General features: G+C 71.9%; 10 protein-coding genes. 8 read left to right on the forward strand and 2 right to left on the reverse strand.

Going from position 1 to position 13,698, the window contains the following annotated elements; translation table 11 throughout:
* Positions 1–6: 6 nt before the first annotated feature.
* The 8 genes from KCQ71_RS05470 to KCQ71_RS05505 all read left to right on the forward strand — a co-directional run bounded on the left by KCQ71_RS05470 (position 7) and on the right by KCQ71_RS05505 (position 10,730).
* Positions 7–2,289, forward strand: a complete 2,283-nt coding sequence (locus KCQ71_RS05470; protein ID WP_223403669.1) for a hypothetical protein — start codon at positions 7–9, stop codon at positions 2,287–2,289.
* Between the two features lie 63 nt (positions 2,290–2,352).
* Positions 2,353–2,973 carry a histidine phosphatase family protein gene (locus KCQ71_RS05475; RefSeq protein ID WP_223403671.1) on the forward strand — a complete coding sequence of 207 codons (621 nt, stop codon included), beginning with the start codon at positions 2,353–2,355 and terminating at the stop codon, positions 2,971–2,973.
* Between the two features lie 97 nt (positions 2,974–3,070).
* Positions 3,071–5,383 carry a glycoside hydrolase family 43 protein gene (locus KCQ71_RS05480; RefSeq protein ID WP_223403672.1) on the forward strand — a complete coding sequence of 771 codons (2,313 nt, stop codon included), beginning with the start codon at positions 3,071–3,073 and terminating at the stop codon, positions 5,381–5,383.
* 61 nt (positions 5,384–5,444) lie between these two features.
* Positions 5,445–6,311, forward strand: a complete 867-nt coding sequence (locus KCQ71_RS05485; protein ID WP_223403674.1) for a glycoside hydrolase family 43 protein — start codon at positions 5,445–5,447, stop codon at positions 6,309–6,311.
* 125 nt (positions 6,312–6,436) lie between these two features.
* Positions 6,437–6,778, forward strand: a complete 342-nt coding sequence (locus KCQ71_RS05490; protein ID WP_223403676.1) for a PadR family transcriptional regulator — start codon at positions 6,437–6,439, stop codon at positions 6,776–6,778.
* A complete protein-coding gene (locus KCQ71_RS05495; RefSeq protein WP_223403678.1) occupies positions 6,775–7,755 on the forward strand; it encodes a hypothetical protein in 981 nt (326 codons plus the stop codon). Before KCQ71_RS05490 ends, KCQ71_RS05495 begins: the two co-directional genes overlap by 4 nt.
* Before the next feature lie 70 nt (positions 7,756–7,825).
* Positions 7,826–9,292 carry a protein kinase domain-containing protein gene (locus tag KCQ71_RS05500; protein WP_223403680.1) on the forward strand — a complete coding sequence of 489 codons (1,467 nt, stop codon included), beginning with the start codon at positions 7,826–7,828 and terminating at the stop codon, positions 9,290–9,292.
* Between the two features lie 100 nt (positions 9,293–9,392).
* Complete coding sequence (locus KCQ71_RS05505) at positions 9,393–10,730, forward strand: NAD(P)/FAD-dependent oxidoreductase (protein ID WP_223403682.1); 1,338 nt, start codon at positions 9,393–9,395, stop codon at positions 10,728–10,730.
* A gap of 21 nt (positions 10,731–10,751) precedes the next feature.
* On the opposite strand, the gene KCQ71_RS05510 is transcribed toward KCQ71_RS05505, so the two are convergent.
* Both KCQ71_RS05510 and sucB read right to left on the reverse strand, forming a co-directional pair.
* On the reverse strand, positions 10,752–11,639 hold the full coding sequence (locus tag KCQ71_RS05510) for a TIGR01777 family oxidoreductase (protein WP_223403683.1): 888 nt from the start codon (positions 11,637–11,639) through the stop codon (positions 10,752–10,754).
* Between the two features lie 169 nt (positions 11,640–11,808).
* Positions 11,809–13,683: a 2-oxoglutarate dehydrogenase, E2 component, dihydrolipoamide succinyltransferase gene (gene sucB / locus KCQ71_RS05515; protein WP_223403685.1), complete on the reverse strand. Its 1,875-nt coding sequence runs from the start codon at positions 13,681–13,683 to the stop codon at positions 11,809–11,811.
* Between the last annotated feature and the right edge of the window lie 15 nt (positions 13,684–13,698).

The raw sequence follows: 13,698 nt of genomic DNA on the forward strand, positions 1-13,698 counted from the left end.
CGCCCGATGAACGTGACGGCGCAGCGTGCCAACCACACGCGCGAGGACGGCATCGGAGGGCAGCAGGCGCGGATCGTGGCGTACCTCGGCGCCTGGCTGCACGCGATGGAGCCGTGGTGGACCGATGGCCCGGACGGCACCGGCTGGTTCGGTTCCGGCTACAACCACTGGGGCTCGCAGACGAACCTCAAGTACGCGTCGGCGGCAGCCGTCGTCGCGGTCCACCACGAGGATCCCGCGACCAGGGAGTTGGCCCTCCGGCGGGCGGAGGCCAGCTACCGGTTCGCCTGGGACTCGCACCTGTCGGGCACCGGGGCCTGCACGGACGGCACGCAATGGGGGCACACCTGGATCAGCGCGCTCGGCATCGAGCGTGCCTGGTTCGGCGTGGATCTCCTGCGCGGGCGAACCGGGACGAGCCTGGACGCCGGTGCGCGGTCCGTGCTCGTGAGTGAGTCGGAGTGGCTCAGCACCGACTACCGGCGCGGTGCGGAACCGGGTGTCAAGGCCGGCCTCTGGAACGCCGCCGGTCGCAACGATCCGGAGTCGAACCTCTGGAACGGTGCCTTGCTGTGGCGCACCGCCACGCGCTGGCCCGATGAGGAGAACGCTCCGCGCTTCCGCGAGGTGGCCCTGCGGTTCCTGGCGAACGGCGTGTCCCTTGCGGCCGACGCCACCGACGAGACGATGTACGACGGGCAGCCGCTTCGGGACCGGCACCTGGGTGCCAACTTCTTCGACTCGATGGCGCTGGACCATCACGGCTACCTCAACGCGGGCTACATGGCCATCTGCACCAGTCAGGCCGCCCTGCTGCACTTCGACCAAGTGCGTGCCGGCCTGCCCGTGCCCGAGTTGCTGCACCTGCATCAGGACGTGCTCTGGGAGCGGCTGAGTTCATGCGTCACGCCGGACGGCAGACTCATCCGGATCGGCGGCGACAGTCGAGTCCGGTATGCGTACTGCCAGGAGTACGTGCCCGTCGGCGCGCTCTACGCCGAGCACCACCTCGGCGACGCCGGGGCCGCCGACCTGGTCACGGCCTACCTGGGCATGGTCGATGCCGAACGTAGCGAGAGCGGCGCCTTCTACGACCGGCGACTCGATCACCTCGCCCGGGAGCGCCCGTACTACTACGTGCGGCTCGAGTCGGACCGGGCCAACGCCCTGGCGGTCATTGCGGCCAATCTCGATGGCGCGCGCACGATGGCAGCCGATCCGCCGGCCCAGGACGCGGTCGCGGAGCAGTCGCCGGACCCTCTGGTGCCCGCGGACGCTCCGGAACGCTCGGACGCCTGGCACGACGACGAACACGGAGTACTGGCCAGCCGGGGTGCGCGGCGGTTCGCCTCACACAGCTGGCGTGCGTTCACTACGACCCAGGGCCTGTGCCTGCCGGTCGAGCAGGGCGACCTCGCGGAATACCACCTCAACCTCGCCCCGCAGCTCAGTTTCGAGGGCGCCCAGGCGGCACTCGGCGAGTACACCTCCGGCAAGCCGTCCCGGCGGGTCCTGGACTACTGGCAGGGCAGTTTCGCCGGCGGCTTCGCGACCGTCGGTCAGGTGGCCGAGGGCGTCGAACTCTCGATCGGCGAGGGCTGGAGCGGCGGGCCCGGGGCCGAGAGCATCATCGCGATGGTCGCCCTCCCCGACGACGCCACGGTACTGGGCCTCCAGATCGTCACCACGCCGGACTGGTACGTCGGGCTGCTCGGCGGTCACGGGCTGAACCTGGGCATCCCGAACGACGCCTACAACGCGCACCAGCGGGTGCTGCGAACACAGCACGAGACCATCGACCTCGAGGGCCCGGCCGCCGAGGACTCGCTGCGCGATCTGGGACCCCAGGTCTGTGTGGACGGTCGGCTCACCGTTCGGTCCCTGGACGCGCAGCCCGTGCAGTTGCTGCGCCGGCCGACACCCCATGGAGGTCCCGCGCTGCGCTCGCTGGGCGTCGAGACCCTTGCGATCGGCGCGTTCGGCGGTCCGGCCTACGTACCGCCGCGGACGCGGATCGTCGACGCCGCGTATCTTGTCCACGTCGAGGACGCTGGTCCGCAGTCGTCGATGCCGGACTGCGTTGCGGTGCCGGCGACCGGCGGAGCCCGGGCATGGCGGGTGCAGAGCCAGGACCTGCGGACGTGGACGGTCGTGGTGAACCCCACCGATATCGAGGCGCTGGTCGAGGTGCCGGAGGGCGGGGGCCGGGAGCTCACCACGGGCATGCGCACATCGGGCTCGCTCACCGTTGCACCGCTCCGGGCCCGGGTCATCGAGCACACGAGCTGACCCGGGAGGGGACGGTGGACGAGCGGCCGCCGTACGCACTCAGCCTGGAGTACCGTCGAACGGATGAGTGATCTGCAGTGCGCGGCGGTGGTGCTGGTGGCGCGGCATGGGCAGGCCTATGAGCCGGAGCCCGGGACGGACGGCGACCTCGGCCTCACCCCCGACGGCGTCGCCCAGGCCCGCGCCCTCGCCGCGTCGCTGCGGGACCGCAGGGTGGCCGGGCTGTTCACGAGCACCCTGCGCCGGGCGGTCGAGACCGGCGCCGTCGTCGGTGCGGAGCTCGGGCTGAAGCCCGAGGCGCTGCCAGGTCTGGTCGAGTTCGACCTCGGTCCGGACGCCGTGACGCCCGACGGCGAAGCCCGGGCACTGCAGGTGATGCGCCGCTGGGTGGATGGTGACCTCGGCGCCGCCCTGCCGGGCGGGGAGTCCGGCGCGCAGGTCGTGACTCGGTTCGCCGGCGCGGCGGAGGAGATCGCCGACCGGTTCCGCGGCGAGACGGTGCTGGTGATCAGTCACGGCGGTGCGATGTCGCTCGTGCTGCCGCACCTCGCGGCCGCGGAGCCGGGGATGACCGCCGCGCGGTGGATCCCGCCGTGCGGCGTCGCCGAGGTGCACGTGGACGCGGATGGCTGGTCGCTGAAGACGTGGCCCGGTAGCACCGACGTGACGCTCGCCGGCCACTGAGCACGTACCCAGCCCCTTTACAACGTTGGAGTAGTTCGCTAGACAAGACGCAGGCGCCACATCATCGAAGCTGTCGCGGTCCGAAAGGTTGACACCCATGCGTCCCACCCTCCGTGCGGTCCTTGCCGCTGCCGCAAGCCTGTGCCTGCTCGGCTCGGGGCTCCAGGCCGCGACGGCCGACCCGGCCCCGTCGTCGTCGAGCCCGCCGGCTGCGACCGTGACGAACCCGATCTCGGACGAGTTCTCCGACACCTACGCCGATCCCGCGATCATCCGTGGCAAGGACGGCTACTGGTACATGTACGCGACGAGCGACCCGCTCACCGAGGCGCCGAGCCCGTTCGGACTGATGCACATCGCGCGGAGCCAGGACTTCTCCAGCTGGGAGTATCTGGGCACGGTGTTCGACGACGAGACCCGGCCCGACTGGGCGACGTCGGGATCGTTCCTGTGGGCACCGGACATCCGGTACGTGGCCGGGCAGTACGTCCTCTACTACACCGTGACGGACACGGTGGCAGACCCAGGCGGGTCGAACTATGCGATCGGCGCCGCTACCGCACCCACCCCGGCCGGACCCTGGACCGACTCCGGCGCCGCCGTCGTCGAGCCCCGGCCCGACGGCGGTGGCGGCTACTTCAACACCATCGACCCCGCGCTGTTCGTCGACGACGATGGTGTCCGGTACCTGTACTTCGGCGGGTACCACGGCGGCCTGTGGGTCACCGAGCTCGACGAGAGTGGGCTGACGGCGGTCGGTGCGGCCACCCGGGTGGCGCGGCCCGATCGTTACGAGGGCTCGTTCGTGGTGAAGCGGGACGGCTACTACTACCTCACCGCGTCGTCCGCGAACTGCTGCGCCGGCCCGGTGACCGGGTACAGCGTGTACGCGGGCCGGTCCACCTCACCGCTCGGCCCGTTCGTCGACCACGAGGGTGTCTCGCTGCTCGACTCCCGGGTGGGCGGCACGCAGGTCCTCGCCCAGAACGGCAACTCCATCATCGGGGTGGGGCACCATGCGATCTTCACCGACACCAGCGGTCAGGACTGGATCCTCTATCACGGCATCGAGCGGGACGATGCCTGGCTCGATGCGCCCGGTGGTATCAACGAGCGGCCCACGTTCGTCGACAGACTGGACTGGATCGATGGCTGGCCGGTCGCGAACGCCGGTGCCGGACCGACGCAGGGATCGTTGACCGGACCGGTGACCGGATCGGCACTCGGGATCGACCAGGGGGACCCGGCCGCGAACGAGGCCCTGCGGGTCACCTCGGGAACCTGGCGGGCGGCGGTCGAGGACCTCAACGACGCGGCCGGGGTGGGTGTGCTCGACCCGCTCGGGGGCACCGCGAGCGTGGTCTCGAACCGACCGGCCCCGAGCGACGTGCGCGTTGAGGCGGACGTCCGCTTCCTCGGCGACGCCCGGACGTTCGCTGTCGAACTGGCGCACGCCGGACGCAACGCGATCGTGGTCACGGTCGACCGGACGACCGGAGAGCTCCGTGCGGAGGTGACGCAGGGTCAACACACCACCGTCGAGGTGGCCCCATTGACGAACCTGTTCACCCCGGACGCCTTCACGTCGCTGACCGTAGAGGTGCGCGACGGCGTCCTGCACACGGTCCTGTCCGAGAGCCGTCTCGGCGACGTGCTCGCCGAGGTGGCGGTCGACCTGCCGCGTGGCGCGCAGAAGCAGCGACCCGTCGAGTTGGTGGCCACCGGCGGTGCCGTGCAGGTGGACAACCTCAGTGTGGTCGCGGCGCACACCCCGGTGACCGAGCGGGTCGCCGAGCCCCAACCCGGCTCCGTGCTCTTCGCCGAGGAGTTCGAGGGTGACCTGCAGCCCGGCTGGGAGTGGGTGCGCCCCACGCAGACCACGGTGACCGACACCCAGCTCCAGTGGCCGCTCGAGTCGGTCGATATCGTCGGCGAGGGCAACACGGGAGCCCTCCTGCTCCGGGACGCACCGGAGGGTGAGTGGATCATGCAGACCCGTGTGACCCTCGACCTCGGCGTGGACACGATCCGCAACTACCAGCAGGCCGGGCTGATCGTCCGCAACACCGACGACGACTTCCTCCGGCTGGGCACGGTGGCGATCTGGAGCAGCCGGCAGGCGGAGTTCGGCAAGGAACTCGTGGAGGACGGGCGGTTCAACTGGGGAGCCCATCTCGGCGGGCCCGTCGCGCCGACGATGTGGCTGCAGCTGCACCACACCGTCGATCCGACCACCGGCGACCTGCTCTACCGCTCGGCGACGTCACGCGATGGCGAGACCTGGCGATGGGGAGCGACGTGGACGCTGCCGGCCGGATCCGACCCTCAGATCGGGCTGTACGCCGGCGGCGGCGCTACCCCGTCGGCGGTCGCCACGTTCGACCACGTCCGTGTGTTCGAGGCTCAGTGAGCGCCCGTGACACCGTGGCCTTCACGAACCCCGTCCACGACCGGAACTTCCCGACCCGTTCGTGCTGGAGGTGGACGGTCGGTGGTACGGCTACGCCACCGAGGGCGAGGTCGGCACGCTTCCGATCCTGCGATCGGATGACCTGATCACCTGGGAGGTGGTGGGCGAGGGCATGCCGAGACCGGCTCCATGGTCCGTCGCCGGACGCCACTGGGCTCCTGAGATCGCGGCGTTCGGCTCCGACCGCTACGTGGCCTACTACACCGCGATGGAGCGGGTGACCCGGAACCAGTGCATCGGGATCGCCGTCGCCGCCTCACCCGAGGGGCCTTTCGAAGACACCGCCGAGGTGCCGTTCATCGGTCAGCACGACGAGGGTGGATCGATCGACGCGAGCCCGTTCACCGACGTCGACGGCACCCGGTACCTGCTGTGGAAGAACGACGGCAACCACATCGGCATCGACAGCTGGCTGTACCTCCAGCAGTTGTCCCCCGACGGGCTCGAACTCGTCGGGGAGCCACGCAGGCTTCTCACGCATGACCAGACCTGGGAGGGCCACCTCGTCGAAGGGCCCTCCCTGTGGATCCATGACGGCAAGTACATCCTCTTCTACTCGGCGAACGACTACGCGTCAGCCGACTACGGCGTGGGCTACGCCGTCGCGGACGACGTGCTCGGGCCGTACACGAAACCGTCCGATGAGCCCCTCATGCGCAGTACGGACGCCGCCGCGGGGCCCGGGCACGGGATGGTCGTCGAGACCGGTGGGCGCACCTGGTACGTCCACCACGCGTGGCCACCGGACGCAGTCGGCGCCCAGGCGCCGGGGCGCACGATGTGGCTCACCGAGCTCACGTGGCCGGACGGCGTTCCGATCCTCGACGGTCCCCGAGCACGTGTGGAGACTGCTTCCGCGGACGTGTGACGTCACTGGGGCGCTTCCGCGGAAGCACCGTCCGGCCCCGGAACACCGGCCTCGTAGGGCAGTCTGCGTCGGTCCGGTGACCGTTCGTCTTCCACTAGTGTGTGACACACAGTATAGTGTGAGGCATGGGCGAGGACGAGATCGAGGCGGGCCACCGGCAGGAGCTGCGGCGTGGCACCGTCGGCCTCGCGTGCCTGCTCCGGTTGCGCACTCCCGACTACGGCTACGCGCTGCTCGAGTCACTGGGTGCCGACGGCATCGACGTCGACGCGAACACGCTCTATCCGTTGCTTCGCCGGCTCGAGAAGCAGGGCCTGGTCACGAGCGAGTGGAGCACGGGGGAGGCGCGGCCTCGCAAGTTCTATCGCACCTCGCACGAAGGGGACCGGCTCGCCCGGGTCCTCACCGACGACTGGCACCGACTGGACGCCGCGCTGCGCGGCCTGATCGAACGAGGGGAATCATGACAACACCGACACTCACCGACCGTTATCTCTTCGCTGCCGCGCGTAGCGTCCCGGAGACGCAGCGCACCGAGTTCCGCAGCGAGCTCGCCGAGCGGATCGGGGACTCGATCGATGCGAAGGTGGACGCCGGGGCGGACCGCGAGGCGGCGGAGCTGGACGTGCTGACCGAGCTCGGCAACCCTGACGCACTCGCGGCCGCCTACGCCGACCGGCCGCTGCAACTCATCGGCCCGGCCCACTACCTCCTCTGGAAGCGCCTGCTGCGGCTGCTGCTCGCGATCGTGCTGCCGTGCGTCGCATTCGCCTACGTGCTGGGGCAGTTGATCTCCGGTGCCGGCATCGGGGAGATCTACGGCGGCACGGTCGTGGTGCTGATCAACGTCACGGTGCACCTTGCCTTCTGGACGACGGCGGTGTTCGCCTTCATCGACCGGGTCAGCGGCGGTAAGTCCGTCCTCGAGTGGAAGCCGGAGGAACTTCCGGTCGTGGTCGAGCCGCCGCGCAACCAGCTTCGCCTCGACGTCGTGAGCAACCTCGTGCTGATCGTGCTCACCGCGCTGGTGATCCTCGTCGGGCCCGGGCTGATCCCGTCGCCGGACGGCGCGGGTCCGGTGCCGTTCTTCGAGCCCGCGACCTGGGCCTGGCTCCAGTGGTACCTGCTGGCGGTGCTGGTGGCCCAGTTGGTGTTCTGGCTCCTGCTCCTGCGGCACGGGCGCTGGTCCTACCGGTTCGTCTTCGCAAGCCTGGTGCTCGCCGCCGCGGCGGCGCTGCCGATCGCGGCGACGCTGGCCGGCGGAACACTGGTGAATCCCGAGTTCCTGGCGCGCACCGACTGGACGGACGCGGTGGAGCAACTCGGCTCACAGGGTCCCGTTGCGTCGGTCCTCGCGGTCAGCGTCGTCGCGGTCGCGGCGGTCTGGCCGATCGACGGCTTCGTCAAGGCCCGCCGGGCCAGGCAGGAAGAGATCGCCCGGTAGGCACGCGCGCCGCGGGGCGGCCTGTGGATAACCGGCGCAGGAAGCGTGACGCCGGTGTTTCCTTGGACGCATGAGCGGCACAGTGCCGGAGATCCCGGGCTACCAGATCACGGGACCGCTCGGCTTCGGGGCGCCTTCGCGGGTGTGGGCGGCCCGCGAGGCACCGGCGCGTGGCGCACGCGCGGTGGCGATCCGGGTGTCCGAACCGGTCGACGAGGACCGCGCGAGAGCCCGACGGCGTCGGCTCGGTGCGCTCGGAGGTCTCGACCATCCGGGGCTGGCTCGGGTACTCGCGGTGCATGAGCGCGAGGACGGGCGCTGCGCCGTGGTCCAGGAACTGATCGACGGTCCCACCCTGGCGACGGTCCGCGCCGGGCGGCACGGCCTCGACCTGGCCGAGACGCTCGGCCTGGTGGCCGCGCTGGCCGACGCGGTGAGCGCACTGCACGCCGCCGGGGTGGTGCACGGCGACATCTCACCCGCGAACATCCTGCTGAGAACGCCCCCGCCGGGCCCGAAGGACACGAGGGCGCGGTCGGCCGAGCAACGGCAACCTCCCCATCCGCCGGTCGGCGCACCAGAGCTGCCGGACCCGGACCCGGGCGCGGTCCGGCCCGTGCTGGTCGACCTGCTCGGCGGAACGGGAACCGACGCCGGCACGGAGGGGTTCCGCGCACCCGAGCTCGTGGCGGGGCAGGAGGCGTCCGCGTCGGCGGACCTCTACAGCATCGGCGCGGTCGCCCGGTGGGCGGTGGCGGACGCGGAACGACCGGCGCTGCGCGAGATCCTCGGGGAGCTCACCGCGCGCGAGCCCCGGCGGCGGCCGTCCCTCGCGGACGTCCGGGCCTGGCTCGCCGAGTACGACGTCGCTCCGGTGCGCCTGCCGGACGCGCGCACCCTGGCCGGCGCCAGCCTGCGTGAGCACGCCAGACGGGAGGAGACGATCCGCCGGCCGGTCCGCCGTCCGCGCGGCCGGGCCCGCCACCGACGATCCCGGCGGTGGCGCGTGGTGGCCTGCGCGGCGATGATGCTCGGCGCCCTCGTGGGCGCCGCTTCCCTCAACGGGTGGGGACCGGTCGCAGCGGACCCGCAGGGCTCCGGCGAGCCGCACGGGACCCAGGACCCGACCGGCCGGCCGGGTACGTCGGCGGTCACCGCCGTACCAGCAGCGGTGCCGGCTCTCACCGCGGCGCGGGACGTGGCGCTCGCGGCGGGCGACGCGCAGGCGCTGGCGGCCGTGAGCGTGCCCGGCTCGCCCGCCGCGGCGGCGGACGCCGAGCTCCTGGCGGCGCTCGCGACGGCCGGCGTCACGTTGTCCGGACTCGCCACGGCCGTGACGGACGTCGAAGTGGTGAGCCAGGTAGGGGACGAGGCCGTGGTGCGGGCCGTCCTGACCCAGGGCGAACACCAGCGCACCGCGGCCGCACGTGCGGACGTGACGACCATTGCGGCCCTTCCCCCGCGATGCGTGGAGTTCACGCTCGCACTCGTCGAACCGGACTGGTTGACCGCGGATGTGGCCGAGTGCGCGCCCTGACCCGGCCGCGCGGCCGCTCACCCACCTGGGTGAACCTCAGGCGTGCCGTTCCCTCGCCAGGGGGAGGGCACCTCATGGGCCGCACGTCAGGCTGGTTCCCATGGACCACACATCGCAGGCAGCCAGGACCCGGCCCCGGGTCGTCATCATCGGTTCGGGCTTCGGCGGGTTGTTCGCCGCACGTGCGCTGGGACGCGCCGACGTGGACGTCTCGCTGATCGCGAGGACCGGTCACCACCTCTTCCAGCCCCTGCTCTACCAGGTAGCCACCGGCATCCTCTCGCCCGGCGAGATCGCCCCGGCAACCCGGGAAGTGCTGTCCCGGCAACGCAACACGCAGGTGATCCTCGGCGAGGTCGGCGACATCGACCTGGACCGTCGGACGGTCACGGCCAGCACGCTGGGGCGCACGCACCGCCACGGCTACGACCACCTGATCGTTGCGGCCGGCACCGACCAGTCCTGGTTCGGCAACCCGCAGTTCGCCGAGTTCGCGCCCGGCCTCAAGAGCATCGACGACGCCCTGGAACTGCGCGGACGCATCTTCGGTGCGTTCGAGCTGGCCGAACTGGCCGCGGCGCAGGGCCGGCACGAGGACGTGGCACGCCTGATGACGTTCGTGGTGGTGGGCGCCGGGGCCACCGGGGTGGAGATGGCCGGGCAGCTCGCCGAACTGTCCAGACGGACGCTACGCCGGGAGTTCCGGCACATCGATCCGGCGACGTCCCGGGTGATCCTTGTCGACGTCGCCCCAGCTGTTCTCGGCTCGTTCCATCCGCGACTGCAGGCGAGCTCGCACGCTGCGCTGGCCCGGATCGGGATCGAGGTGCGACTGTCCACCGCCGTCATCGGCGTCGACGCCGACGGACTCGATCTCGAAGGGCCCGACGGCGAACCTACGCGGGTCGAGGCGGCCACCTTGGTCTGGGCGGCCGGTGTGGCGGCGAACCCGCTCGCCGGGCACCTCGCCGATCAGGTCGGCCTGCGGGTGGACCGGCAGGGCCGGATCCCGGTGGAGGCGGACCTGACGCTGCCCGGGCACCCGGAGGTCCACGTGATCGGGGACATGATCGCCCTGGACAACCTGCCCGGGGTGGCGCAGGTCGCCATCCAGGGCGCCCGGCACGCGGCCGCCGAGATCCGCAGGACCCACCGCGGGGAGCCCACCGGCCGCGCCTTCCGCTACCACGACAAGGGCAGCATGGCCACGATCTCCAGGTTCCGTGCGATCACCCAGATGGGACGGATCCGGCTCACCGGCTTCATCGCCTGGTTGGCCTGGCTCGCGGTGCACCTGGTGTACATCATCGGATTCAAGTCCCAGGTGACGACGCTGCTGCACTGGGTGGTCAGCTTCGTCGGCCGGGGCCGGTCCGAACGGACCGTCACCGAGCAGCAGGTGTTCGCCCGCCGAGCCCTGGAACGCTCCCGTCGCTGACCCTCGAGCCGGCCCGGTGGGTCACCCGTACAGGTATTGCGCGGCGGACTCCGGGCTCGGGTGCGCGAACTCGAAGCCATCCGCCTGCAGTACCCCGGGCAGCACCCGCTGCGACTGCAGCAGCTCCCCGGCGAACTCCCCGAGGGCGATGCGTAGCGCGAACGCCGGCACCGGCACCACGGCCGGCCGGTGCAGCGCGGCCGCGAGGGTCCGGGTGAGGTCGGCGTTGCGGGCGGGCTCGGGGGCGGTCAGGTTCACCGGGCCGGTGACGTCGGAGTCGAGCAGGTGCACGATCGCGCCCACCTGGTCGGCGAGCGTGATCCACGGCCACCACTGGCGCCCCGATCCCATCGGTCCGGCCAGGCCGATCCGGAGCAGCAGGTTCAGCCGGCCGATGGCGCCACCGGTGCGGCTGAGCACGATCCCGGAGCGCACGACGGCGACCGGCAGACCGGCGTCGACAGCGGGCTGGGTGGCTGCCTCCCAGGAGCGGCACAGCCCGGACAGGAACGTGGTCCCCGCGGGGTGGTCCTCGCGGACGACGGCCTCGCCGGTGTCCCCGTAGAACCCGACGGCGGAGGCCTGGATCAGCCGGATCGGCTCGTCGCGCCTGCTGATCCGGGTGGCGATCAGCGACGTACCCGCCACGCGCGAACTGATCAGGTGCGCCTTGCGGGCCGGAGTCCAGCGGCGCTCACCCACGCCGGCGCCACCGAGGTTCACGACCCGGGCGACGCCGTCGAACACCTCGTCCGGCAACAGCCCGGAGTCCGGATCCCACCGGACCTCGCCCGGCGCCCGTGGCTCGCGGCGCACGAGTACTCGCACCTCGCGCCCCTGTGCCCGCAGGGTGTCGGCCAGCGCCGTCCCGATCAGCCCGGACGCCCCGGCCAGCACGACAGCGCTCACGTCCGCCCCTTCCTCCGTTCGATGCACCATGTCACGCCAAGGCGCCGACCGCCTCGCGACCGGGCCGCTGCTGACGCGGGAACCGCGCCGAACCCCACCACGACGAGACGGCGGCCGTCCCGCGAAGGGGACGGCCGCCGTCGGGCGTTGCTCGTTGACGCGAGGTGGGTCAGAGGCCCAGGTCGGCCTCGAACGCACCCTCCTCGAGCCGGCCCTTCATCGACATGAGGAACCGGGCCGCGTCCGCGCCGTCCACCAGGCGGTGGTCGTAGGACAGTGCCAGGTAGACCATCGAGCGGACCGCGATGACCTCGGCGCCGTCCGCGTCGGCGACCACCACGGGGCGCTTGACGATCGTGCCGACACCGAGGATGCCGACCTGCGGCTGGAGCAGGATCGGGGTGTCGAACAGGGCGCCACCGCCGCCGGTGTTGGTGATCGTGAAGGTGCCGCCGGACAACTCGTCCGGGGTGACCTTGTTCGCCCGGGTGCGGGCGGCCAGGTCGGCGATCTTGCGCGCGATGCCGGCGATGTTGAGGTCACCGGCCTCCTTGATCACCGGGACCACCAGGCCACGCTCGGTGTCCACGGCGAGGCCGATGTTCTCCGAGCCGTGGTAGACGATCTCCTCGCCGTCGATGCTGGCGTTGAGCTTCGGGAACTCCTTGAGAGCCTCCGTCGCCGCCAGCGTGAAGAACGGCAGGAACGTCAGCTTCGCACCCTCGCGGGCGGCGAAGTCGTTCTTGGCACGGGCGCGCAGGCGGGCCACCTTCGTGACGTCCACCTCGACCACGGTGGTCAGCTGGGCGGACACCTGCAGCGACTCGACCATCCGGGACGCGACGATCTTGCGCAGCCGCGACATCTTCTCCCGGGTGCCACGCAGCGGCGAGACCGCCGGCGTCGACTTCGCAGCCTGTGCGGCCGGAGCCGGGGCGGCAGCGGGAGCGGCGGCTGCGGCCGACTTCGCGGCGGCGGCCTTCTCCGCGGCCTCGGCGGCGGCGAGCACGTCCTGCTTGCGGATGCGGCCACCCACACCGGAACCGGTGACGGAGGACAGCTCCACACCCTTGTCCGCGGCGAGCTTGCGCACGAGCGGGGTCACGTAGGAGCCGGAACCCTCGTCGGACGACTCGGGCTTGGCGGGCTCCGGCTCGGCCTTGGCGGGCGCTGCAGCCGGGGTCGGAGCGGCCGGAGCCGGGGCGGGCGTCGGCGCCGCGGGTGCGGGCGACGCGGCGGCGGGCGCGGGCGACGGGGCCGCCGGGGCCTCGGCAGCCGGGGCCGGCTCGGGCGCCGGAGCGGCCTCGGGCTCGGGCGCCGCCGGTGCGGACGCAGCGGCGGGGGCCGCGGCACCGGAGCCGATGTACGCGAGCGTGGTGCCGACGTCGACGGTCTCGTCCTCGGCCACCAGGATCTCCAGGACCTTGCCGGCCACGGGGGAGGGGACCTCGGTGTCGACCTTGTCGGTGGAGACCTCGAGCAGGGGCTCGTCCACCTCGATGTCGTCGCCGACCTCCTTCAGCCACCGGGTCACGGTGCCCTCGGTCACGGACTCGCCCAGCGCGGGCAGGGTCACGGCCTCACGGTCGCCGGAACCAGCGTCGGAGGACTGTGCGGCCGGGGCCGGGGCCTCCTCGGCGGCCGCGTCGGCGGCGGCGGGTGCGGCTGTGGGCTCGGGGGCGGCGGCGGGCTCGGGGGCTGCCTCCGGCTCAGGGGCGGCCTCGGCCTGCGGCTCGGGGGCGGGCTCCGCGGCCGGCGCCTCCTCGGCAGCAGCTGCTGGGGCGTCACCCGACTCGCCGCCTCCGGAGCCGTCGCCGATGATCGCCAGGTCGGCGCCCACCTCGACGGTCTCGTCCTCGTCCACCAGGATCTTCTCGACCACACCGGCCACGGGGGAGGGCACCTCGGTGTCCACCTTGTCGGTGGAGACCTCGAGCAAAGGCTCGTCGACCTCGACCGTCTCACCGACGGCCTTGAGCCAACGGGTCACGGTGCCTTCGGTGACGCTCTCTCCGAGTGCGGGCATCTGCACGGACTGCGACATGACCGGGTGTCTCCT

The sequence above is a fragment of the Occultella gossypii genome, from assembly GCF_019947135.1.
Lineage (GTDB): Bacteria > Actinomycetota > Actinomycetes > Actinomycetales > Beutenbergiaceae > Occultella > Occultella gossypii.